Below are 25,606 nucleotides of genomic sequence, written 5' to 3' on the forward strand. Positions count from 1 at the left end.
ATAAATTTATTTGTTTAATTCTTTTAAAACACCATTATACACTTCATTAAAAGATATGCCTTCTCTTTCTGCTATAGATTTTACATCTTCATACTCTGGTTTACACTTCACTTTTTCACCATTTAAATAAGCATTTTTAATTTTGATTTTACCGTAAGGTGTATCTATATGTTCTATACTTCTATCAAGACATTCTCTTTGAACTCTATATTTTCTAAATCCCAATGTGGTTGTTTCTTTTAGCACTAAATTTTTTACTTTATCTTCACTTTCAATATTATATAACACTGATAAATTAATTCCTGGTCTTCCTTTTTTCATAATCGTTGGAGTTAAATATACATCTAATGCTCCTGCTTCCATTAGCTTGTCCATTACATATGGATATATTTCTGGATTCATATCGTCAATATTGCATTCTAGTACATACACATCCTGATTGTGTTGAACCTCTCCTAAAAAAACTCTAAGTACATTAGGTATATTTCCTTCATCTTTAAATCCTATGCCGTATCCAATCTTATCAATATTAAAACTAAAATCTTCTTTGTATTCAGAAACTAATGTAGCTAGTATTGCGGCTCCTGTAGGAGTTGTAGCTTCAAAAGGTATAGTCCCTTTTTTAATAGGTATTCCTTTTAGTATTTCTGTAGTAGCTGGTGCTGGCACTGGGAAGGTTCCATGTGCGCAATTTACAAAACCTTTACCCAACTCTATTGGTGCAGAAATAACCTTGTCTACATTTAAGTAGTCATAGCAAATCGCTGCCCCTACTATATCTACAATAGAATCTACAGCTCCAACTTCATGAAAATGAACATCATACAAACTCTTTCCATGAACCTTAGCTTCAGCCTCTGCTACCTTTTCAAAGATTTTCATACTTAATTCCTTCACCCTTGAATTTAACTTGCTATTATAAATTATTTCTTCTATATCTTTTAAATTTCTATGATGGTGATGTACATGGTGATCTTCATGCTTATGTCCATCATTGTGTTCATGTCCGCCACTGTGTTCATTATCATGTTTATGTCCATGGTCATGTTCATTATTAAGGTGATCTTCTAGAATCACATTTACTTTAGTACCAGTTATACCTTTCTTTTCATCTTTTTTTACCTCTATACGATAGCCATGTAAATGCAGTTTACATAACTCTTTTAAAAGATAATCTTCATTCACTCCCAAATCTATCATAGCTCCTAAGTTCATATCACCGCTAATTCCGGAAAAGCAATCATAATATAAAACTCTCATATCCCACTCACCCTTTCTATTTTTTTGATACATATTTATTACCTTTAATATAAAATCTCCAAGGATAGTCTTTAGCCTCCTCAGCATAATCTATCCCTATACGTTTTGACGCAGAAACCTCAAAACTTTCTTTTATACCCTCCTCTATAAAAATATCATCTTCTAATAAATCTAAACCATTTAAATCTTTATCTATCCCCATAGCCATACATAACTTTGAAGGTCCATTTGTTATATTTATTTTTTCCCTATTACTTAGCTCATCATAGCCTTTTTTGAATCTTCTAAAGCTCATAGCTTCAAGATTCTCTAATGGTTCAACAGCCCTTATTAAGACAGCTTGAGGTACACCTTCTTCCCTTGTTACCACGTTCATACAATAATAAAGCCCATAAATAAAGTATACATAAGAAAATCCAGGTTTTCCATACATGACCTCAGTTCTTTTAGTTCTTCTATTGTTATAGGAGTGCGCAGCTTTATCCATGAATCCCATATAGGCCTCTACCTCAACTATCTTACTTTTACATATTTTATTGTCCTTATTTACTACTAATATCTTCCCCAACAACTCTTTTGCAACAATAAGAGTATCTCTATTATAAAAATCTCTAGATAACTTCATCATTATCACCCTTTCACTTATAGAGTTATTATCCCTTTATACTAATTAATTATTATTCAATTTATCTATTCCATAAAAAGTAAAACTTTCTGTTATTGATTCTAATCATTTAAATATTTGTCATGTACTTAATATTATAATTGTATTTTTCGCTATTCCAAAATAATATTTTAATAAATAAAGTATAGATATAGAGAATAAAACTTCTCCACATCTATACTTCAATCTCATAAAATATTATTAATGTTGTTTAAGAAACTTCTGTATCTAAATTTTGTTGATTTTCATTTTTTTTATTAAATGTCTTTAAAAAATTTATAGCTAATATAGTGGCTACAATAATTGCTAATAAATCAGCAATAGGTTGAGTAAGCATTAAACCATACAATCCTGGATCCATTGTATTTGGGAAAATAAATTTAAACATATTAACTAAATTAATGTTATTACTAAAAAGCTTTGGTAAAACTAATATAGCTGGTATAAGGAATAATCCTTGTCTTGTGACAGATATAACCATTGCCTCGGCACTCCTACCTAATCCTAAGAATAGACCGTTAAATAATATTTGGAATCCTAAGAAAGGCAATACTAAAGAAAAACCTCTTATATTATTTACACCTAATTTTATAACTTCAACATCATTACTAAAGATTCTAACTAAAGCTCCAGAGAATATATTCAAGAGCATAACAGCTGCTACGCCGTAGGCCGTAACCCATATAAGAGATATTTTAGTAGCTTTTTTGACTCTATCATACTTTTTAGCACCATAGTTATAACCTACAAAAGGTTGGAATCCTTGAATATACCCAAATAAAACATAGGTAACCAAAGTATTTATTTTGATGGTAATTCCTAAAGAAGCGACGGCTGCATCTCCATACACCACTGCTGCTGAATTTAAAAGTGCCATGCCAAAGGAAGCTAAAAATTGCATTAAAAAAGTAGGAATACCCATCTTAAAGATTTCACTGTATATTTTCTTACTAGGTGTAAAAAACTTTTTATCTATTGATAATACTCCCTTTTTTCTCTTAAAATAAGATAACAGGTATATTGTAGAAACCCCTTGACCAATTATCGTAGCAATAGCTGCACCCTTTACTTTCATATCAAAGGTTAGTATAAAAATGGGATCTAAAACAATATTTAGTACTGCACCAATCATTAAAGCATACATACTAAATTTAGAATTACCCTCAGCACGAATTATATTGTTTAAAGTCATATTCACTATTGTAATTGTTGAACCTAATACTAATATAACTGAATAGTCCATAGCATATGGTAATATAGTTTCTGATGCTCCAGTAATGGATAAAATTTGTTTTAAAAACGTAAGGCAAATTATAGTGCACAATACCCCTGTTCCTATAGCGGTAAAAAATGCAGTAGAGGCTGTTCTACTAGCTTCTTCATTATTTTTTTCTCCTAGACATCTTGATATATAAGAGGCAGATCCTACCCCAAAAGCCTGCCCTATGGCACCTATAATCATAAATAGAGGGAAAGATACAGAAACCGCACCAATAGCTGCTGTATCTCTTAGCATTCCTACAAAAGCAGTGTCCGCTAAATTGTAAACTGCATTAATAAGCATAGCCACTATAGCTGGAACAGCTAAAGTTAATAATACTTTTTTAATTTCTCCCTCTCCCATCATGTGGGCTTTTTTTTCTCTTTCTTCTGAAGCTATTGAACTCATTTAATCACTCCTTATACTAAAAATGCTTCTAATGTTTTATTTAGAATTTTTATATTTTTTACTTTTTCATTCTTATGTGATTTTATAATAACTATTATAGACATGAGTATAATCTCAGATATTTTCATATCTATATTTTTATCTTCTTTAAATTCTTCTTTTTTTTCTAGCTTACTTATAGAAAGTTCTATCTTTTTAATAAGAGTTTCTTTAAATTCTGTAACTCTTTTATCATTAGATAAATCCTTTATATTGTCATTCCTCAATTCTTTTCCGATTCCTTGTCTATTTTCTATGTCACTATATAAAATATTTATAACTTCATTTGCTTTTTCTTTAGGCAATAAAGATGATTCTAATACACTATCTAGCTTAATAAAAGTATCATTCCAACTTTCTTTCAATATAGAAATATAAAGCTCTTTCTTATTAGGATAATAATTATAAAGTGTACCTACCGCTATGCCACATTCTTTAGCGATCATTTTCATATCCACCGCTTTATAGCCCTTTTTTAAAAATAAATCCATTGAAGTGCTGAATATTTTACTCTCTATATCTTTTATTATTTTAGGCACAAAAAACACCTCCTTATTTTTAAATGAATCACCATTCATTTTAAGTTAAAGCCATAACATTGTCAATTCGTAATTAAGATTATATTTTATAAAAAACAAAGTATAGATCTTAAATATAATAATACTTACTATCTATACTTTGTTTTTAAATTATTTTTTACTTATAAACTCATTTACTTCTTGCATACATGGCAGAGAAGTTTGAGCACCCTTTTTAGTTGTAGTTAAAGCTCCTACTGCATTGGCGAATTTTAAAATATCCTCTATACTCTTGTTTTCACATAGTGCTACGGCTAATGCCGCATTAAAGGAATCACCTGCAGCGGTAGTATCTATAGCTTCAACTCTAAAACTATCTACCCTGTATTCTCCTACTTTTCCTAGACAGTAGCACCCCTTTTCTCCTAACGTAACTACTATATTTTTAGCTCCTCTGTCTAGTAACTCCTTCGAAGCCATTTCTACATTTTCTTCAATACCAGTAAGTTTGTACAGCTCTGTTTCATTAGGAGTTATATAGTCTATATAACTATAAATTTCTTCTGGTAACTCCTTTGCTGGAGCTGGATTTAGAATAACTATCTTATTGTGTTTTTTTGCCAATTTAGCTGAATACATAACAGTTTCCATTGGTATTTCTAACTGTAGCACAACTATATCGCTTCTTTCTATTAATCTCTCCGAATCATCAATCCATTTATTATCTAATTGAAAGTTTGCGCCAGAATAAACTACTATGGTATTATCACCATTTTTATCTACGGTTATTAGAGCATTACCTGTAGGTACATCTACAGCATTTATGCAGCTAGTATCTATGCCTTCTTTCTCTAAACTTTCTTTTAGTTTTTTCCCTATTACATCATTTCCTACAGCACCTATCATAGATACTTCTGCACCAAGTCTCCTTGCTGCTACCGCTTGATTTGCACCTTTTCCTCCAGCGCTGTCCTCAAAGGAATTTGCATGAAGTGTCTCCCCTTTTCTTGGAAGCTCCTCTACAGTCGATACATAGTCTATGTTAATACTGCCTATAACTAAAATCTCCAATGAAATCACCTCGTTTTGAAACAGAATCTCTTATTATTAAGTCTGTATTCAGTATTATTTCTCTTTCTTTTACTTCTTCTTTATTAATTATTTTCATTAGTAATTCTACAGCCTTATATCCCATTTGATAAGTTGGTTGAGATACGGTAGTTAGTTTGGGAAATGTTGCTTTACTAAAAAAGATATTATCATATCCAGTCACTGAAACTTCTCCAGGAACATTTATCTTCCTACTGTTTAAAACTTCTAAAGCTCCTATAGCCATTAAATCATTTTCACAAGCTACTGCAGTAAATTTATTACTACACTCTAAAAGCTCCTCCATACATTTTATGCCACTAGTTATTTTATAATCTCCATACTTTATAAACTCTTCTCTGATAGGAACTCCATATTTTTCAAGTGCCTTTTTATATCCTTTTAATCTACCGCAATTAAATGTTGCTCCTCTTTTACCTGATATATATGCTATTTCTGTATGACCATTTTTGAGAAGATATTCTACTATTTTAAACATTCCTGCTTCACCATTTGTAGCTACAAATGGAATATTATCTATATTCGTATTTCTATCCATTGATACAAAAGGTATCTTATGCTTGTAAAGCAAATTTATATTTTCTCCGTTATTGTATAGAGTGCTAGTGTATATTATTCCATCTACACATTTCTCTTTTAAAATTTGAATATAGGTTTTTTCTTTATTTTCGTTATCATCCGTATTACATAAAATAATATTATACCCATATTCATTTGCTGCATCTTCCACTCCCCTTACTATTCCAGGGAAAAAAGGGTTATTTATATCTGGCAATACAAGACCTATGATATTAGTTTTTTTAGTCACTAATCCTCTTGCTATACTACTAGGTATATAATTATGCTTTTTCATTATTTGCAAAATTTTTTCCCTAGTCTCTTTGCTAACACCATCCTCTTTGTTGTTTATAACTCTAGATACTGTAGCAATAGATACATTAGCCTCCTTGGCTATATCCTTGATAGTTATGCTCATTATCATTCTCCCTTGTCGGATTTCCTAATCGCCTCTACTGTCCATTTTGATAGCTCACTTATTTTTAATTTTTCCATAGTTCTAACATAAGTTATTAGATCGTCACCAATTGGTTCAAACCATTTTTTATCTATTCCTTTTAAACCATGAATTATACCATATATTGTAGCTATCTGAGCAGCATTACAGTCAACATCTTGTCCTGCCATAGATATTATATTCATTGTTTTGTCAAAATCATTTCCACCAAAGTATAAAGCTACAACTTCTGCTGCTGCGTTTGGATATGCATGAATCCAGTTATACATTTTATATTTTTCTTCACAAGGCTTCCACGCATCTCTCCAGTTATTATTATTTTTGCATTGATTATATGCAAACTCTATTACTGAATAGTACTCTGAATCCTTAGGTATCATTTCTATTGTTTTATCTAATATAGTTTTTACATCATTTTCAACAAAAGCTAAAGATACTAATACCGCATTGAATATTTCTCCTATTACACCATTGTTATGATGTGAAATTACCCCATCAATCCAAGCAAGTCTAGCTGCTTCTTCTGGATTTCCTGGAGCAACCATTCCACATATGGCTCCTCTCATTTGTGCGCCTATCCATTCACGATAATAGTTATTAAATTCACCACTGTGAGGAGGATATATTCCGCCTTTGATATTTTTTAATGCGATATCTTCTGCTGACCAACCTAATGGAATAAGTCCAACCCATTCTTCCGCTATATCTGATGAAGTAACTTCATAACCTTTTTCATCAAAAGCTTTTAGGAAAGCTAATTCATATGTTATATCATCATTATATGTATTTGGCTTTCTAACATAATACTTTACGTCACCGAAAGTCTTTTCGATATTCTCAGTAGTATATCCTTCTATAGCTGTTCCTAGAGCTCCTGCACATATTTGAGCTATCCATCCTGCTAATATCTTTTCTTCAAAATCTTCCCTTGATATATCGTATTTATCATATTTATAGAATTTTACTGAATTTTTATATTCTTCCCAAGTGGAATATATTTTATATTTCCAATATGGTGAACTCATATCCTTTTTCACATTGTTCAATTTATGATAAACCCTAGCAGTTATTTTACTTAATTCAACGATATTGTCTTCTTCTAAAGCTTTAAGACCAAGGGGAATTAACTCTTCTGCCTCTTCTACACTATATCCCATGTTATCCATAGATTGAATAGCTCCTATTATAACTCTCTCTGGAGCAAATGATCCTGGAACATTACTTTTCCAAACTGCCTTAGTCATTGCTTCTATATATTTTTCTGCATGTTCTGCTCCCGTACTCCAAGTCTGATCCTCTTCACCTAATACTACAGGTATAGCATTTTGCATTAACTCGTATTCCATTTCCCAAGCTTTTTTCATAATTTTTTCCTCCTTAATATATAACTTTATTTGTACCTTTTCCTTTATTTAGTATATTTTTTGAGGTAGTTTCAATCTCTTTCCACAATAATTCATTTTTAAATACTACCTCTCCATCTTTCTTTATAAATTTCCCATCAACCATTGAATGTACTATATTTTTACTTTCACCGCTATAAATTATAGAGGCTAGTGGATTATAATTTGGGTAAGTATTACTTTTGCTTAGATCCCATATAAGTAAGTCTGCATTAAATCCTTTCTTTACTTCTCCAGTATTAAAGTTTAATGCACTATGCCCCCTCATTAAAATTTTCCACATATCTTTTAGTTTAAAATCTTCCGCTCTATTCTCTAACTTACCAATCAGAGCAAATAACCTTAATTGTTCTAAAGGATTTAATGTATTTGAACTTGCTCCTCCATCTGTTCCTATACATAATGGAAGCTCATTGTATCTATTGAAAACATTACCTACGCCCATTCCTAATTTCATATAAGTCTTAGGACATATAGCAAAGAAAGTATTTTTATTTATATATTTAAAGTCCTCTTCTTTAACCCATAGACCATGAGCGATTATTAACGGAAGATTGAATCCATCTGCTTCATTCAACATTTGAAAAGGAGTTTTTCCATACTCATTTAAACTCTGTATTACCTGTTCCTCTGTCTCAGATACATGTATATGTAATCCTACTCTAAGCTCTTTTGCTTTCTCTACTATTCTCTTTAGTTTATCTGGTGGACAAGTGTAAGGGGCATGTGGTCCCATTCTTAAATTAAGTCTACTACTTTCATTCCTTCTCTTTTCTATAAGATTAGAAGCTTCATTTAAGATATCTTCAAAATTATCAGCTAATCCAAATACTGTAGGTGCTATATCTCCTCTAATACCACTTTTTATAACTGCATCACAAATCTTATCTGCGAAAAAGTAGTGATCTGCAAAAGCTGTAACTCCATTATCTATCATCTCACTTATCCCTAACAATGCTCCATAATATATATCCATAGGGGTAAGTTTACTTTCATAAGGAAATATCTCCACATTGAACCAATCATTAATATTTACGTCCTCAGCTAATCCTTTTAGTATATTCATTGGCACATGAGAATGTAAATTTACAAAACTAGGTGTTATATAATGATCTTTGCACTGGGTTACTTCCTTAGCGCCTTCTTCATACTCTTTTGATATTTTCTCTATCTTTCCATCCCTTATATATAAATGTACCTTCTCTTCTATATTACCTTCATTATGTATTATGTTGCCATCTTTTAAGACTGTATCCCACTTATAATAACCCTTAAGCATACTCTCTCATCATCCCTTTAAACATTTGTACAAATCTTTCTCTATCAACTCCTAGAGCAACTTCCACATTGGGCTTGTTTTTAGTGACATCATATATATCTACTACTGTCTTACCGTAAGTCAACTCTCCTTTAGTCTCTATAGACACATAGTATTCTTTCTTGCTAATTATTGAAGGATCAATAACAGCAGCCACTGCTAAAGCATCATGAACAATTGCTCCTTCAGCTCCATAAAGTTTACATACGCTTAAACAGGATTGGAATAATTCTTTTACTACTGATGATACTCTGTTACCACTACTAGTTATTTCATTTATTTCTTCTTCTAGAACAACAGCTTTATGAGTTGCATCTAAGCCAACCATTGTAAGAGGTATACCTGATTTAAATACTATGTCTGCCGCTTCAGCATCCACATATATATTAAATTCTGCCGCTGGGGTAGTATTACCTATATAGCAAGCTCCACCCATAAGGGTTATTCTCTCTATTTTATCTTTTAAGTCAGGATATTTCATTAAAGCAATAGCTATATTAGTAAGAGGTCCTAAAGTAATAATGTTTAATTTACCTTCAAACTTAATAGCTTCTTCATATATGGTGTCCCATGCATTTTTTTCATACAACTCAATATTTCCTTTAGGTAATTTTACTGAAGCAATACCTGAAGCGCCATGTACCCATTCTGCTGTTTCTAGCTCTCTAAGTAATGGACCTGAAGCGCCTTTTGAAATTTTAGCACTCTTTCCAAAATAACTTACTAAGTCTATGGAATTTTTAGTAGTTTTCTCTAAAGGTATATTGCCACCTACTGTGGTAACAGCTCTTATATCTAATTTATCTGATGAGAATGCTAAAAATAGAGCTATAGCATCATCTACACCTGGATCAGTATCTATGATAACTGGTATCTTCATATTACTCCCTCCTTAGTTATACTGTTGCATAGCTTCCACTAGCATATCTACAAATCTCTCTCTATCTATATCAAAAACTACATCCACATTTTTTTCTTTCTTCAAAACATCATAATAATCTACTACCGTAGCCCCTAAAGTATGTTCACCTTTTGTTTCGATTGCTACATGTAATTTCTTTGTAGTCATAATAGATGGGTCAATTACCCATGCTACAGCACATGGGTCATGTAAAGGACTTCCCTCAAATCCCATTTGCCCATGAAATTTTGAAAAGAAATCTAAAAGTTCTGCTACCATAACGGCAACTTTTCCACCTAAATCCCTTATTCTATCAACGTCTTCCTGATATATTAAAGCTTTGTGAGTTACATCTAAACCACACATGGTTATAGGTATTCCTGATTTAAATACTATATCTGCTGCTTCAGGATCTACTAGTATGTTAAACTCTGCTGCTGGAGTCCAATTCCCTCCAAAGCAAGCTCCTCCCATTAATGAGATTCTTTCAATTTTTCCCTTTAATTCTGGATAACATAAAAGGAATTTAGCAATATTAGTTAAGGCTCCTGTTGGTATTAATGTAACTTTCTCTTCGCTCTCTTTAACAGTTTTTGCTATAAGTTCTACTGCTGATATATCACAAGCTTTTAGCGTTGGTTCTGGAAGTTCAGGGCCATCAAGTCCACTATCTCCGTGCACTTCAGGAGCAATTATGAGATCTCTCATAAGTGGTTTATCATCTCCCTTAGCTACTGGCACCTCTATATCTGCAAAACTTAATACTTTCAATGCATTATTTAGAGTTTTTTCTTGGGTTTGATTTCCCGCTACTATAGTTACAGCCTTCACATCTATTTTTTTATTTGCAAAAGCTAATAAAAGAGCTATTGCATCATCATGACCTGGATCACAATCTATAATTACTGGTATACGCATAACTATTTCCTCCTAATTTTTTTAGTTTTATTAGACTGTTGTGCCGAATATATAACTAGACCTAATATAGTGGTCAAATAAGGTACCATCTGAACGAATTCTGCTGGAACCCTCAAAGATTGCATTACATTAGATAAAGCATCTGCAAAACCAAATATTAAAGAAGCTAAAAAGGTCCCTATAGGTGTTCCTCTACCCATTGCCTCAGCGGCTAAAGCTATAAAACCTCTCCCTGCAGTCATATCTCTTGAAAACCAAGAAACATAACCCATGGACATATATGCTCCCCCTAATGATGCAAAAACTCCACTTAACACCAAAGCTAAATATTGTATCTTTTTAACGCTGATACCAACGGAATCTGCTGCATTGGCATTCTCTCCTACTGCTCTTATCTTCAACCCTAATGGAGTTTTATATAATAAAACATATACTATTATCACTGATAATAAAGATATATAAGTCAATATGTTATGCCCTGATAATACTTGTCCTAATACAGGTATTTTATTTAATAATGGTATAGATACCTCTGGAGCAACCATACTCTTTAGAGAAATTGAAATCCCTTTATCTTTAGCTACTAAGTATAAAAGAAAAACCGTTCCCCCACTAGCAAGCAAATTTAATGCTATACCTGTTAAAATAATATCCGATTTAAGATTGAGTGAAAAGTATGCAAGAAGTAATGACAACAATACTCCCACTATTACCGCACAAATAATACCTACTAAAGCACTTTGAGTAAAGGCACTGGTAATTACACCTCCTAAAGCGGCTGAAAGCATTATACCCTCTAAACCTATGTTTATAACTCCTGCCTTATTTGATATTAAAGCTGCTAACGAAGCAAAAAGTATTGGAGTTGTAACTCTTAATATTGCATATCCAAAGCTTGTTGAAAATATTATTGAAAAAAGATTTTCCATTTACTTTCCCTCCTTAACAGCTAGTTTTTCTTGTGAATCCTTAACAATCCTTTGATGTTTCCATTTTGCTAAGAATCTATTTGCTGCTATAAGCATAATTATGATCGCTTGAATAACTGCTATTACTTCACTTGGCACATCGGTCATTCTAGCCATTATATCTGCTCCCACTCTTAAGTATGCTAAAAACAATGCACCTATTGGTATGAATAAAGGGTTATTTCTAGCTAAAATAGCAACTATTATTCCGTCAAAACCATATCCTGGCAAGCTTTGCCATTGAAATCTCTGATACATTCCAAGTATTTCTGTGGCTCCACCTAAACCTGCAATAAATCCTCCTAGTACCTGTGAATATAAAATCACCCTCTTAGTATTAATGCCAGAATACTCAGCAAAGTTTTTATTTAACCCAGTCATTCTTAATGCATATCCCCATTTTGATCTATACATAAATAAATAAGTTAAAATTATAAATAAAATTGCTATAAATATACCTAAATGAATTCTTGTTCCTGGAACTATCTTTTTTAAAACCGCTGTAGGATTAAAAACATATGAAGACATCATTCCTGCGTCAGGGTCTCTTAATACATTGTTAATTACATATATACCCGCGTATAGACAAACATAATTAAGCATTAAAGATGAAACCAACTCATCTGCATTCCATTTTGTTTTTAATACTCCTGGTATTAAACCTGTTAAAGCTCCTATCAACCCTCCAAATAGTATAGCTACAATTGGATGGATGCCAATAGGTAGCATCACCTTAACTGCTATAAATGAAGCTGCCACTCCTCCTATGAAAAAAGCACCTTCAGTTATCATATTAAATTGTTTGGCTTGAAACATTACACAAACAGACAACCCTGAAAAAATAAATGGTATAGACATTTCAATCATATTACCAAAACGCCTAAGAGACGAGAAAGGTCCTGTTAAGAATGTAGTTAATGCCTCTAGTGGTTGTTTGCTTATTCCTAAAATAATTAAAAATGCTAAGGACATCGCTAATAAAATAGCTACAAAGGTTCTTATTATTTCAAATTGTGTTTCTATCTTTTTACTACTCATTCATAGCCCTCCTTATCTCTTCAGGAGATTGTTTATTTATTCCTAGCATATATGTTCCTAATTCCTCCTCTGTAACTTTAGAGCTATCTTTAAAATATGCTACAATTTCTCCACCATACATTACCATTAGACTGTCACTAAGTTCCATGACTTCATTTAAATCCGCAGATACTAACAATATACCTGTCTTTTCATCTCTTAGTTCAACTAATTTTTTATGTATAAATTCCGTAGCACCTACATCTATTCCTCTCGTTGGCTGGTTAGCGATAATAAGCTTTGGAGAAGATGAAAATTCTCTTGCTACTACAACCTTTTGTATATTTCCTCCTGATAGCATCTTAATAGGCTGATTTGCTCCGTCACACTTTACTTTATAGTCACTTATAAGTTCTTTAACCATTTCATGAATTTTCCCAATATTTAGTAAATAACCTTTGTTTAATTCCTTACTTCCAACCCTATCTGAGATAATATTCTCTTCAATGCTTGCTTCACCAGCAACACCATAAGTCATTCTATCTTCAGATATATGAGATGTTCCTAGTTCCCTTATTTGTCTTATATTTAAATTTTTAATATTATTGTCATCTATCAATATTTCGCCATTATCATATTTTTTTAATCCGGTGATTAATTCAATTAATTCTCTTTGACCATTGCCTTCTACTCCGGCTATTCCCAATATTTCTCCTTTTCTAAGAGAAAAATTTATATCTTTAAGTATATCTTTTCCTGTATCATCTACAAGATTAATTCCATTTACCTTTAAAACTGTTTCTGTAGGCTTGCTTGATCCCTTTTCTATCTTTAAAATTACGTCACGACCTACCATTAACTTAGAAATGTCTTCTTGTGACACTTTTTTTACGTCGTAAACTCCTACACTTCTTCCCCCTCTTAGGATTGTTATTCTATCACATATTTCTTTTATTTCTTTTAATTTGTGAGAAATAAAAATTATAGTATGTCCTTTATCTTTTAATGTTACTAGTTCTGCAAATAGTTCTTTCGTCTCTTGTGGGGTTAATACAGCTGTAGGCTCATCTAGTATTAATATCTCTGCTCCTCTAAGCAGCGCTTTAAGTATTTCTACTTTTTGCTTTATTCCAACGGGTAAATCTGCAACTTTAGCTCTTGGATCAACTAAAAGATTGTATTTCTTTGATATTTCTTCAGTGATATTTATTGCCTTTTCAAAGTCAATAAATCCATTTTTTCTTGGCTCTATACCTAAAACCATATTTTCTGCTACTGTAAGTGAAGGAACAAGCATAAAATGTTGATGAACCATACCTATTCCATTTTTTATTGCTGTATTAGGTGAATCAATTTTTATTTTTTCGCCTTTTAGATAAATATCTCCCTCTTCGGGATTTTCAAGGCCAAATAATATTTTCATTAAAGTACTCTTACCTGCTCCGTTTTCACCCATAAGTGCATGTATTTCTCCAGTATTAACAGAAAAATTTACATTTTTACTGGCTACCATACCATTGGGATACACCTTGGTTATGTTCTCCATTTTTAATATTTCTCCTGACAAATCCTTCACCTCTACTCTCATGATTTTTATTATTAAACTATATGCACTGGAGTTATCCAGTGCATATATAGTTTGTTTATGTTAAGGTTTTACTGAATTTCTTATTTCGTTAAGATCTTTTGTATCCATTCCAATAGCTGAATCAACCTTTATTTCTCCATCTACTATTTTCTTTGAAAGATCTTCTATGAACTTTCTCATATCTTCTGGAACATTTTTATTATAATATTCATTTGTTGCTAATCCAATAGCATTTTCCTTTATTCCTAGAGCTTCTGCTGTACCCCATGGTAATTTTCCTTGTGTATGAAGTTCTATAGCTCTTACTAATGAATTGTCAACTCTTTTTAAAACTGAGCTCATTATTAAGTTTGCTTTTTCTGCATCATCTTTAAATAACATAGCTTGGTCTGAGTCAACACCTATAGCATATTTCTTTTCTATTTTAGCTGCATCTAATGCACCTAAGCCAGCTTGAGAAGCAACTGGGAATATCACATCAACCTTCTGGTTAAATTGAGCTAACGCCATTTCCTTAGCTTTCGCACTATTAAAGAAGTCTGCAACATAAGAAATAGCAACCTTAATTTCTGGATCTACATGTTGAGCACCTCTAATGTATCCAACAAGGAAGTCATTTATAACTGGTATATCAGCTCCACCAACGAATCCTATTAACTTATCTTTGTTAGCTAATTCCATATCAGAGGAAGTGATTTTAGCAGCTAAAGCTCCTGCTAGAAATGATCCTTCATTTTGGTTATAGTTTATTGAGTATACGTTTTTGAATTCTCCTTTTGAATAATCTACTGAAGAGTCAAATAATATGTACTTTTTCTCTGGGTACTGTGGTGCTATCTTCTGTAAATATTCTTGCATCTGCCATGTACCAACGATTATTATATCCCAGTCTTCCTCAGATACATCCGCTAGTGTAGGCTCCCATTTTGTCTGATCTGGGCCAATTTCTACTACTTTTGTTTCTGCATTGAATTTTTCTTTTATTTGTTTTATTCCCTCATTTGCTGAATCGAAGAAAGACTTGTCCCCTAAATTACCATTAAGCAATAATGCTATTTTTAATGGCTTATCCTCTGAGCCACTTTTGGAAGCTTGTCCATCTGTACTTTTGCTTCCACATCCAGTTAATACTAATGCAGTAAACATTAAGATACTTAACATTAAAGATATTACTTTTTTCATTTTTACCCCTCCATTTGATAAAACGTTTTACTAAAACGTTTACTTAATGCTTTATCAATATTATAAATGTTTTTATCTTATATTTCAATATCAACTTTTGTTATTGTACAAATTTTTCCACATAAAATGAATCTTTCCCTATTATATCTTTTAAATCGACCTTATTAATAGTTTAAGGGATTTTAGAGTTTCTAAAATCCCCATTTTATTATAAATTCTCTCTTTTATTTCTTGGTTAATTTATACGTATTTATCCAATCCTTCAGCTTCTTTTAGTTCTGTTACTAAGTGCTTTATCTCCTGGTCTTTATTTTTATCCATAACTAAAAATATATCTCCTGCATCCACTATAATTAAGTCCTTTACTCCAAATCCTATTACCAATTTTTCGCCACCAAATACTATGCAATTGTCACTTTGTTCCATAAATGCATTTCCTGTTACATTATTTCCCCGGAAATTTTTTAAAAATCTAGAAAGCGACATAAAGTTCCCTATATCATCCCATGCAAATTCACATTTTATCACATAAGCTTTTCTAGTTTTTTGCATTATACCAAAGTCTACAGAAATACCTTCTATCAGGTCATACTCTTCTCTTATCACTTCTTCTTCTTTTTCTGTTTCTAAATTAGCATATATATTCATCATGCTTTTATACATTTTAGGCAAATATCTTTCCATTTCCCTAAGGTATACATCTGCTCTCCAAACAAACATTCCACTATTCCATAAATACGTACCCTTTGCAATTAAATCTTTTGCTACTTCCAGGTTAGGTTTTTCTACAAATCTTTCTACCCTATAGGAAGCTATCTCTCCGGCAATTCTCTCTCCAATTTGTATATATCCATATCCTGTTTCTGGTCTCGTTGGAGGAACTCCAATCGTAATAAGGCCTCGTCTTCTTTCCACTGTTTCCACCGCTTGAGAAATAGTGTCCATAAATATCTTTTCATTTTCTATATAATGATCAGAAGGAAGCACTACCATTACAGCGTCCTTGTCTTTTTTCAACAATTTTATAGCTGATAAACCTATACATGTTGCAGTTTCTTTATTTGAAGGTTCAACAAAAATATTTTCTTTTTTAATCTCTGGCAACTCTTCAGCTACTTTATCAAGATACTTTTCATTAGTAACTACAAAAATATTCTCCTTGCTGACTAAAGGTTTTATTCTATCCACTGTATTTCTTAAGAAACTTTTATTATTAATTATTTCAAGAAACTGCTTTGGATTTTTATCTCTAGACAACGGATATAGCCTAGTCCCTTTACCACCGGCAAGAATTAAAGCATATAACAAAAACACCACTCCGTTTTATTGTTCATAAATATATATTATGAACAATAAAACGGAGTGGTGATTAAAATAGCAATTTCCTTATAAATCTAAATATTTTATCAAACAACTCTTAACTCTTTAGAATTTTTCTTAGAAACAATGCCCCTAAGTTCTAGTGATGAATACACCTCCTCCATAAGTTCTTCCGGTCTTCTATAGAATTCTATATTCCTTATTTCTATGATATGCCACCCTAAAGTTTTCAGCTTAAATTTATCCTCATACATTTCATTCCAATTTGATCTACTATTCTTCCATTCATCACTACATATAATAGCTACTTTATTTTTCAAATTTTCTAATACAAAGTCTATTTTAATCCCTCCTATATTTAAGTTCAGGTATGGATTAAATCCCATACTGCATAGTCTATTATATATTTCTCTTTGAATATCGGAATAGAATACATATTCTACTTTATCCTTTTCCTTTTTATAGTCTTTATAATTTAGACAATAATTAAGAAGAGAGTATCTAACACAATCTCTGTTTAAAGTTTCTATATCTATTGAGTAAAAAAGCCACATTTGATTTTTCGCTCTTGATGCTGCTACATTAAATCTTCTGATGTCCGAATCTTTTGTTAATGAAGCAAACTTTATATTTTCCCCCACAACCATAGACAGAAACATTACATCTCTCTCATCTCCTTGGAAAGAATACGCATCTCCACATATTATTTTTCTTTTTATTATCTCCTCTTCTCCAATTTTTTCTCTCAGCCTGTCTTGAATATACTGTGCTTGTTCCTCACCTAATAAAGACACCACCCCCATGGTCATTCCTCTATAATTTCTATCTTTACAAAGATCATATATTTTCTCTACAATAGCCTCCCCTTCTTTAATATTTATTCCTTTTTTCTCATCTCTCCTTCCATCTTCTATCTTTATAGCATTTATCGCAGGTTCTAACCTTTCATACTTATAGGCATATCTTAATGGTGTTATTTCACCTGAGTAACAATATTTATTACTAAATTCTACTATTTCTTCTACGCACCTAAAATGCTCCTTAAGTACTATCCTCGCGGGAAACACTCTTAGTGCCGTATCATAAAGGCTTGTTTGTAAATCAAACCATTCTCTATGAGGGATGTCTTTTAAATATGTATTTATTATTTTTCTTACATTACCTTGGTCTACACCTACAGCTTCAGGGCTTATCTGTCTATCATCTCCAACAACTACAGCTCTCTCTGCTCTCATAAGACCACATAGAGAAAATATATTGCTTTGACTACTTTCATCAAATATAATCACATCAAACTTATTACTTGATATATCTATGTTCTCCAGCACCTTATTTAAAGGCATTATCCATACAGGAATAATTTCCTTACAATTATTTAGTTCTCTTTGAGCTAATTTTACATATTCATCTACGTATTTTCCCTTGCCTTTCCCAATTCTTTTCACTGCCTGAATCCATGTAAATAAACTTCTTTTCTCATTCTCTGATATTTTAGAGATTTGATTATACCAAGTTTTTTTACATATAATTTCTTTAATAATGTGCCTTTCCTTTTCCTTTTCATTTTCTAGTCTTTCTTCTAATTGAGCTTTATTAACTTCTTCTAACTTATCTAAAACAGAGCTCCATTTCTTCCATCTCCATGCCCTGTTCCAATTATTTAGCTTCTCCATATCTCCTTCCAATAGTTTTTTATATAATTTAGGACATATTTCCTTTAGCCTACATAAAATACTGTCCATATGAACTATAGAAGATTTAATGTTTTTTAGATTACATACTTCTTCATAAGCCATTTTCAATTCATCTATATTTAATTCTTCAATTGTATAAATTAATTCTTTAAATTCCTCATAATTACTTAACATACTATTTATACAATTTATTTTTGCATCTAATTCTCTATATTCATATATTTCTTTTATAGACTTCAAACACTCTTTTAAATTTACAAAAGTAGATTTTTCGTACCAATTTAAATCTGATGGATATTTTATATCTCCTAGGGAATTACTTATTTCTAGCCTTACTTTTTTATTCCAGTTTACTATATTTTCTATAGCCATCATGTATCTCTCTAATATAATCATGCCCTCATCACAGCTCTTATTTATTATTAAATTATTGTACATTTTAAATGTGTTATTCCAAAAGCTTATAATACTTTCCTCTATAGATTTTTCTTCTATATATAATTTAATTATTAAACCTTGAGATAAATTCTCTAAAGGCATACCATCTACAAAACAATTATCCAGTATATATCTACATTCCTTATTAACTATATAAAATAATTGAGATATTCTTCCCCTCCTATTTAATTCCTTATATATTTTTTCATATTGTATTTTCAAATTAACGAAATCTATATTTTCCGGTAAAGATATGTTATGATTGTTCATTTCCTTTCTTATATGTTTTAATCGATTAATACTATTTTCCCACTTTATTAACATATTAAATAAGTTATCTTTTATAAAGTCACTATTATTATAAATCTTAAAAACCTCTCCCAATCCCATATCATTTATTTTTACAATCTCACTTATAGCAAAATCTATAGATTTCATCGCTCTATCATAGTTAAATATTTTTTTACAATATATTCCCCATCCTTGTAAAAACTCTATATTGGTTTCATATTTTTCTTTTAGTTTTATGTAATCTGAGAGCATTTTATAAAGTTCCTCGTAAGGTGGAATTTGATCTATTATTGGTAAAGCATTACTATATTTATCAAAATTATTACTTCCTATTGTTTTTATGCATAATTTTAAACTTTCAAATTCTTCTTCTGACAGGGGAGATTTCGTATCAATGCTTATATAATCTTCAATCCAAGAATATTCTTCTTCATTTTCCTTAATCCACTTTGCAATATCAGCCAAAGTATATTCATTTCCACAATAATTTATTATTTCTCTTTCTTTTCTATCTAAACTTTTCAATTGCTCAATTATATCATCTGTATTTTTCCTGCAGTTTTTTAAGTTTTTTTCTAGCACTGTTAGCTCATCATGTAAAGTCCTAGGATTTACAGACACATTATCTGTTATAACTCTTACTGAATCCTCTAGTTCTTTTAGCTCTCTAGAATCATTTCCTAGTAAGCTTATACATAAAGGTCTTATTTTCTCAGGAATTTTATCCTCTAAAACTTTTAAAGCTCTTCCTCTCTCACTAGTTACTAAAACTCTTTTACCATGAGCCAATAAATGACATATTAAATTGGCAATAGTGTGACTTTTTCCTGTACCTGGGGCTCCTTGAACTACTACTCCATAGTTCTCTGCTAGTGACCTAGCCACTTCTTTTTGTTCTCCATTGGATGGTAATGGAAACAATATATCTTCTTTTAAAGACATCCATTCTTGGCTATTTTCTTGGACTACATTCTCTTCTACTAAAGCCATTAATGACTTAGGTATATGAGCTCCATTATCCAATTCTGAGATTATTCTTTTTATATCCTCCTTCCATAAGTTCGTATTTATTTCTCTTACTATTATTAGCCCCTCACTTATCATTAGAGGCTTGTCCTTAATTGTTAATTCTTCATATCCACAACTATAAACACTCTCTTCTTTTTTACACATATTATTTTTTTCTATAGCTTCTAATATCATATTGTAATATTTTCTTACATTATCATGATGAAAGCATTCTGCCTTGCTCTGCAGTTCTTTTTGTAAATTCATTATAGTTTCAAGTTCTACATCTAATCCTTGAAAGAATTGAAGCTCTAAGTTTACACTATTATATAATTTTAAATAAAACCTTTCCTTACCCGGTTGAAACTCTAATTCAACGGGTGTAGTAAAAATAGGATGCATAATTTTTTCTCCATTAAACATCCAAGCAAATAAATGACTTGCATATACAACTTCAAAATTATTATTACTTTTTTCAAGTTGGCCGTATAAGTTAAATAAATAATCATATATATTTTTAGCTTTTTTGCTTATCATTATGTAGTAGCCATCATTTTCAGTTTTATTTAAAATACATCCCTCAGTATTAATAATTTCATTTTCCCAAAAAATTTTGCTATATTTCTTAACATCTCTAATTATATTTTCATTAATACTTCTTAAATTTAAGAGATAATTAAATATATTCTTAACTTTAGCCCTAGCTTCCATATATTCATACCCCCAAATAAACATTAAAATATAATGTATATTACTTTTATGTTAAATTATACCATTAATTTATTTTCATTTCAAAACTTTCGTTGTACATTATGTTTTCATTAATGACAAACTCTAACATCTATAAAGAAAAAAACACAGTATAAATACTGTGTTTTTTCTTTATTATATATTTAGTTACTATTTCTTACATGAATTTCTTTCAATCAATTTATGATCTAATACGTAATGTTCTTTTTCTAATTCTTGTTTATTAATTATTTTTATCAACATTCTCATACCAACAGAGCCCATGTCATACATAGGTTGAGCTATTGTTGTAAGCTTAGGATAAAATATAGATGAGGAATAAATATTATCAAATCCCATTACATCAATATCATTCGGAACATTTATATCTTTATCCCTTAATGAATTTATTGCTCCCATAGCTATCTCATCACTAGCACAGAAAACTGCATCTATAGATGAATTACTTAAAATTTTATCTATAGCTTCATATCCATCTTTCGCTTTAGTTCCTGCAAAGCATATTAAACTCTCATCAAGCTTTATGTTGTTTTCCTTTAATGCTTTTTTATAACCTTTATATCTTAGAGAAGTTCCATTAACATTGTTGTCATTTGGACCTATATAAGCTATTTTTTTATTTCCTTTTTCTATTAAATACTCTGTAGCATCATATGCTGCCTCTAGATTATCTATGGTTACACTAGGAAAGCTCTTTTCTTCATCTATTGTTTCTGCTAATACTGTAGGTATCTCTAATTCCCTTATAAGTTCTATAATATCCTTTCGAAGGGAACTACTCATATATAGAACACCATCTACCATTTTTTCTTTTAAAACTTTTAGATATTCCATTTCCTTTTCAACATCTAAATCAGTATTACAAAGAATTATGTTATAGTCATATATATTAGCTACATCTTCAGCTCCCCTAACTATTTCCGGATAAAATTGACTAGATATATCAGGTATGATAATGCCTATAGTACTTGTCTTTTGAGTCTTTAAACTTCTAGCAACTATATTAGGTCTATATCCTAGTTTTTTAATTGCTGCTAAAACTTTCTTCTTAGTATCTTCGTTTACTACATCTATATCATTTAAAACCCTAGATACTGTTGCTATTGATACGCCTGCTTCTTTTGCTACGTCTTTTATGGATGCTGCCATATTATCAACTCCTAATAAGGTATTTTTATATATTTTATCCAACTTTATATATTCTTCAAACTCTCATAAAAATCCTTTAATTATTATTTATATTATGCAAAAGGAGCTGTTTTTATTAAACAACTCCCCTTAGCAATCTTATTTTACCACTTCTACATAAACCTTAAGGTCTTCTCCATTAATTCTACAATCTGTGTATTCTTTTTCTTCGTTGTAGTAAATTTCTACAGAAAGTGTTTCCTTTTTAATATAGTCCTCAAACTTACGAACTACATCTTCTAGCATTGCATTTCCAGTTACGTATAATTTAATTTTATCTGCTACTTGGAAGCCGCTGTCTTTTCTCATATTTTGAACTTTACTTAATATTTCTCTTAGATGTCCTTCTTCTCTTAATTCTTCGGTAATAGTAGTATCTAATACTATTCCTATAGCTCCCTCACCTGCAAAAGCAAATCCTTCAAGACCTTGCATTGTAACAAGAAGGTTCTCACTATTAAGTTCTATTTCTACTTCGCCAACATTAATAGTTACATTTTCTCCATTCTGAACTTTTTGAGCTAATTCCATTTGATTCATTGAAGCTAATTCTTTTCTTATTGCAGGTATATGTCTACCATAAGCTTTCCCTAACATTGGTAAATTAGGCTTTATATCAAAGTTAACATATTTGGATAAATCTGCTCCAAATAATACATCTTTTATATTAAGTTCATCTTTTATAATATCTCCATAGTATTTTGGAAGAGATTTTGAACTCACAAGCATTTCTGATAACGGCTGTCTGTTCTTTATATTTGCTGTATTTCTTGCACTTCTTCCAAGCTTAACTATTCTATAAGCCTCTTCCATTTCTCTTTCTAACTCTTTATCCATCAAGCCTTCATTGTATTCTGGCCATTTACATAAGTGTATGCTTTCTGGTGCTTCACTATTTAATGTTATAACTAGATTGTTATATATTTCCTCAGTGATGAAAGGAACAAATGGTGCTGCAACTAAGCATACGGTAGTTAATACTCTGTATAGAGTTACATACGCTCCAATTTTGTCTTCAGTTAATGTTTCGCTCCAGAATCTAGATCTATTTCTTCTTACATACCAGTTGGATAGTTCGTCAACAAATTCTTCAATAGCTAAAGAAGCTTGCGTAATTCTATAGGAATCCATGTGTTCTCCTACTTCTTTAATTAAAGTATTTAATTTTGATATTATCCATTTATCCATTACATTTTCACTAACAAAATCAGTATATTCTAATGGATTAAACTTATCTAAATCAGCATATAAAATATAGAAGGAATATACATTCCATAATGTACTTAGGAACTTTCTTTGAGTTTCTTCTACATCTTCTACTGAAAATCTTGTTGGTAACCATGGCGCACTAGCTGTATAGAAGTGCCATCTACATGCATCTGCTCCAACTTTATCTAATACTTCAAATGGATCAACAACGTTTCCTTTTGATTTTGACATTTTTAATCCATTCTTATCAAGAACGTGACCTAACACAATACAATTTTCAAATGGATTTGTATCAAATATGGCTGTTGATATTGCTGTTAATGTATAGAACCATCCTCTCGTTTGATCCACTGCTTCTGATATAAATTGCGCTGGAAAAGTCTTTTCAAAGACTTCCTTATTTTCAAATGGATAATGATGCTGAGCAAAAGGCATAGATCCTGAATCAAACCAACAATCTATAACTTCACCAACTCTTGTCATCTCTCCACTACAATGAGGACATGTTAACTTTACATTATCTATAAATGGTTTGTGTAATTCTATATTGTCTGGAACATTAATTCCTTTTTCTTTTAACTCACTAATGCTTCCTATGCAATCTCTATGACCACAAGCACATTCCCATATTGGAAGAGGAGTTCCCCAATATCTATCTCTTGAAATTCCCCAGTCTATAACATTTTCTAAGAATTTACCAAATCTTCCTGTTCTAACGTTGTCTGGATACCAATTAACTTTATTATTGTTTTCTAGTAACTTATCTCTTAAAGATGTCATTCTAACAAACCAGCTATCCTTTGGATAATATAATAATGGTGTATCACATCTCCAACAGTGAGGATAAGAGTGAGTAAATCTTTGTGATTTGTATAACTTTCCACTTTCTTTTAAATTTTCTATTATTTTTGGATCAGCTTTTTTTACAAACATACCTTTCCATGGCTCTACACAGTCAATAAACTTTCCTTCACTATCTACTAGATTCATAAATGGCAAATCATGTTTTTTACAAACAATACTGTCATCTTCACCATAAGCCGGTGCTAAGTGAACTACTCCTGTACCATCACTTAGTGTAACAAAATCACCATGAACTACATAGAACGCCTTTTCTTCAGGAGTGTAGAAGTTAAATAGCTGTTCATATTCTAACCCTAAAAGTTCTTCTCCTTTAAATTCTTTTACAATTTCATATTCACCATCTAATACTTTAAGAAGTTCTTTTGCTAGTATTAAATGTTCTTCATTATTTATTACCTCAACATAAGTGAAGTTCTTATTTATTCCAAGAGCAATATTACTTGGTAATGTCCAAGGAGTTGTTGTCCATGCAAGTATATATTTATTATCTTCGTTTTTTACTTTAAACTTAACAAATGCTGTTCCTTCATTTACATCTTTGTATCCCTGTGCTACTTCGTGAGAAGATAATGTAGTTCCACATCTTGAACAATAAGGAATTACCTTATGACCTTTATATAATAAATTTTTATCCCACATTTGTTTTAACGCCCACCATACTGATTCTATATAATCATTATGATAAGTAACATAAGGATTCTCCATATCTACCCAGAACGCCAATTTTTCTGACATATCTTTCCACATACTAGAATAAGTAAATACTGATTCTTTACATTCACCTATAAATTTTTCTACACCATATTTTTCAATTTCTTTTTTTCCTGAAATACCAAGCTTCTTCTCGATTTCAAGTTCTACAGGAAGTCCATGGGTATCCCACCCAGCCTTTCTTAATACTCTATATCCTCTCATTACTTTATATCTTGGTATTAAGTCTTTTATAACTCTTGTTAATACGTGACCTACATGTGGTTTTCCATTAGCTGTCGGCGGTCCATCATAAAAAGTAAAGAACTCTCCATCCTTATTTAGGTCAAAGTTCTTTTCTATTATTTTATTATCTTGCCAATTATTTAATACATCTCTTTCCATTTGGACAAAGCCTCTGCCATTGTCTATCTTCTTATACATTTCCGCAACTCCCTCCTAATAATTAATTCTTGTCATAATACATGTATTGTAAACAAATTATTTTATAAAACAAAAAACTTCGTCTCTAATAGGACGAAGTTATATTTTCGCTATACCACCTATGGTAAGTAAATTTCAAG

Annotated in this window: 18 protein-coding genes and 1 other annotated feature (1 of these 19 running past the window's edge); all 18 genes read right to left on the bottom strand. The window is 31.1% G+C overall.

Features of this window, described 5'->3' with window-relative positions:
* Positions 1–6: 6 nt before the first annotated feature.
* The 18 genes from larC to ileS all read right to left on the bottom strand — a co-directional run bounded on the left by larC (position 7) and on the right by ileS (position 25,466).
* On the bottom strand, positions 7–1,260 hold the full coding sequence (gene larC / locus KQI86_RS17770) for a nickel pincer cofactor biosynthesis protein LarC (protein WP_216440751.1): 1,254 nt from the start codon (positions 1,258–1,260) through the stop codon (positions 7–9).
* 16 nt (positions 1,261–1,276) lie between these two features.
* Positions 1,277–1,885 (bottom strand): DNA-3-methyladenine glycosylase, encoded by a 609-nt coding sequence (locus KQI86_RS17775; protein ID WP_216440752.1) that lies wholly within the window; start codon positions 1,883–1,885, stop codon positions 1,277–1,279.
* Between the two features lie 250 nt (positions 1,886–2,135).
* Positions 2,136–3,593 carry an MATE family efflux transporter gene (locus KQI86_RS17780; RefSeq protein WP_216440753.1) on the bottom strand — a complete coding sequence of 486 codons (1,458 nt, stop codon included), beginning with the start codon at positions 3,591–3,593 and terminating at the stop codon, positions 2,136–2,138.
* A gap of 11 nt (positions 3,594–3,604) precedes the next feature.
* A complete protein-coding gene (locus KQI86_RS17785; protein WP_216440754.1) occupies positions 3,605–4,171 on the bottom strand; it encodes a TetR/AcrR family transcriptional regulator in 567 nt (188 codons plus the stop codon).
* Positions 4,172–4,321: 150 nt separating this feature from the next.
* Positions 4,322–5,221 (bottom strand): ribokinase, encoded by a 900-nt coding sequence (gene rbsK, locus KQI86_RS17790; RefSeq protein ID WP_246582875.1) that lies wholly within the window; start codon positions 5,219–5,221, stop codon positions 4,322–4,324.
* Complete coding sequence (locus KQI86_RS17795; RefSeq protein WP_216440756.1) at positions 5,193–6,236, bottom strand: LacI family DNA-binding transcriptional regulator; 1,044 nt, start codon at positions 6,234–6,236, stop codon at positions 5,193–5,195. Before KQI86_RS17795 ends, rbsK begins: the two co-directional genes overlap by 29 nt.
* A gap of 2 nt (positions 6,237–6,238) precedes the next feature.
* Positions 6,239–7,639, bottom strand: a complete 1,401-nt coding sequence (locus KQI86_RS17800; RefSeq protein WP_216440757.1) for an ADP-ribosylglycohydrolase family protein — start codon at positions 7,637–7,639, stop codon at positions 6,239–6,241.
* Positions 7,640–7,652: 13 nt separating this feature from the next.
* A complete protein-coding gene (locus KQI86_RS17805) occupies positions 7,653–8,957 on the bottom strand; it encodes an amidohydrolase family protein (RefSeq protein WP_216440758.1) in 1,305 nt (434 codons plus the stop codon).
* Positions 8,950–9,876: a nucleoside hydrolase gene (locus KQI86_RS17810; RefSeq protein ID WP_216440759.1), complete on the bottom strand. Its 927-nt coding sequence runs from the start codon at positions 9,874–9,876 to the stop codon at positions 8,950–8,952. The genes KQI86_RS17805 and KQI86_RS17810 overlap by 8 nt, the downstream gene beginning before the upstream one ends.
* A 12-nt stretch (positions 9,877–9,888) precedes the next feature.
* A complete protein-coding gene (gene rihA, locus KQI86_RS17815; RefSeq protein ID WP_216440760.1) occupies positions 9,889–10,815 on the bottom strand; it encodes a pyrimidine-specific ribonucleoside hydrolase RihA in 927 nt (308 codons plus the stop codon).
* Positions 10,816–10,817: 2 nt separating this feature from the next.
* On the bottom strand, positions 10,818–11,744 hold the full coding sequence (locus tag KQI86_RS17820) for an ABC transporter permease (protein WP_216440761.1): 927 nt from the start codon (positions 11,742–11,744) through the stop codon (positions 10,818–10,820).
* Positions 11,745–12,821, bottom strand: a complete 1,077-nt coding sequence (locus KQI86_RS17825; protein ID WP_216440762.1) for an ABC transporter permease — start codon at positions 12,819–12,821, stop codon at positions 11,745–11,747.
* Complete coding sequence (locus KQI86_RS17830; RefSeq protein WP_246582876.1) at positions 12,814–14,388, bottom strand: ABC transporter ATP-binding protein; 1,575 nt, start codon at positions 14,386–14,388, stop codon at positions 12,814–12,816. Before KQI86_RS17830 ends, KQI86_RS17825 begins: the two co-directional genes overlap by 8 nt.
* A 60-nt stretch (positions 14,389–14,448) precedes the next feature.
* Entirely contained in the window at positions 14,449–15,570 is a 1,122-nt protein-coding gene (locus KQI86_RS17835; RefSeq protein ID WP_216440763.1) for a BMP family ABC transporter substrate-binding protein, read from the bottom strand.
* A gap of 240 nt (positions 15,571–15,810) precedes the next feature.
* Positions 15,811–16,878, bottom strand: a complete 1,068-nt coding sequence (locus KQI86_RS17840) for a mannose-1-phosphate guanylyltransferase (RefSeq protein ID WP_216440764.1) — start codon at positions 16,876–16,878, stop codon at positions 15,811–15,813.
* Between the two features lie 98 nt (positions 16,879–16,976).
* Complete coding sequence (locus KQI86_RS17845; protein WP_216440765.1) at positions 16,977–21,032, bottom strand: AAA domain-containing protein; 4,056 nt, start codon at positions 21,030–21,032, stop codon at positions 16,977–16,979.
* Positions 21,033–21,221: 189 nt separating this feature from the next.
* The gene (locus KQI86_RS17850) at positions 21,222–22,220 is read right to left on the bottom strand and encodes a LacI family DNA-binding transcriptional regulator (protein WP_216440766.1); all 999 of its coding nucleotides are present in this window, start codon (positions 22,218–22,220) and stop codon (positions 21,222–21,224) included.
* A gap of 138 nt (positions 22,221–22,358) precedes the next feature.
* The gene (gene ileS / locus KQI86_RS17855) at positions 22,359–25,466 is read right to left on the bottom strand and encodes an isoleucine--tRNA ligase (protein ID WP_216440767.1); all 3,108 of its coding nucleotides are present in this window, start codon (positions 25,464–25,466) and stop codon (positions 22,359–22,361) included.
* 86 nt (positions 25,467–25,552) lie between these two features.
* Positions 25,553–25,606, bottom strand: a binding site (T-box leader); it runs 166 nt beyond the window's last position.

The organism is Clostridium mobile, from assembly GCF_018918285.1.
Taxonomy (GTDB): Bacteria; Bacillota; Clostridia; order Clostridiales; family Clostridiaceae; genus Clostridium_AW; species Clostridium_AW mobile.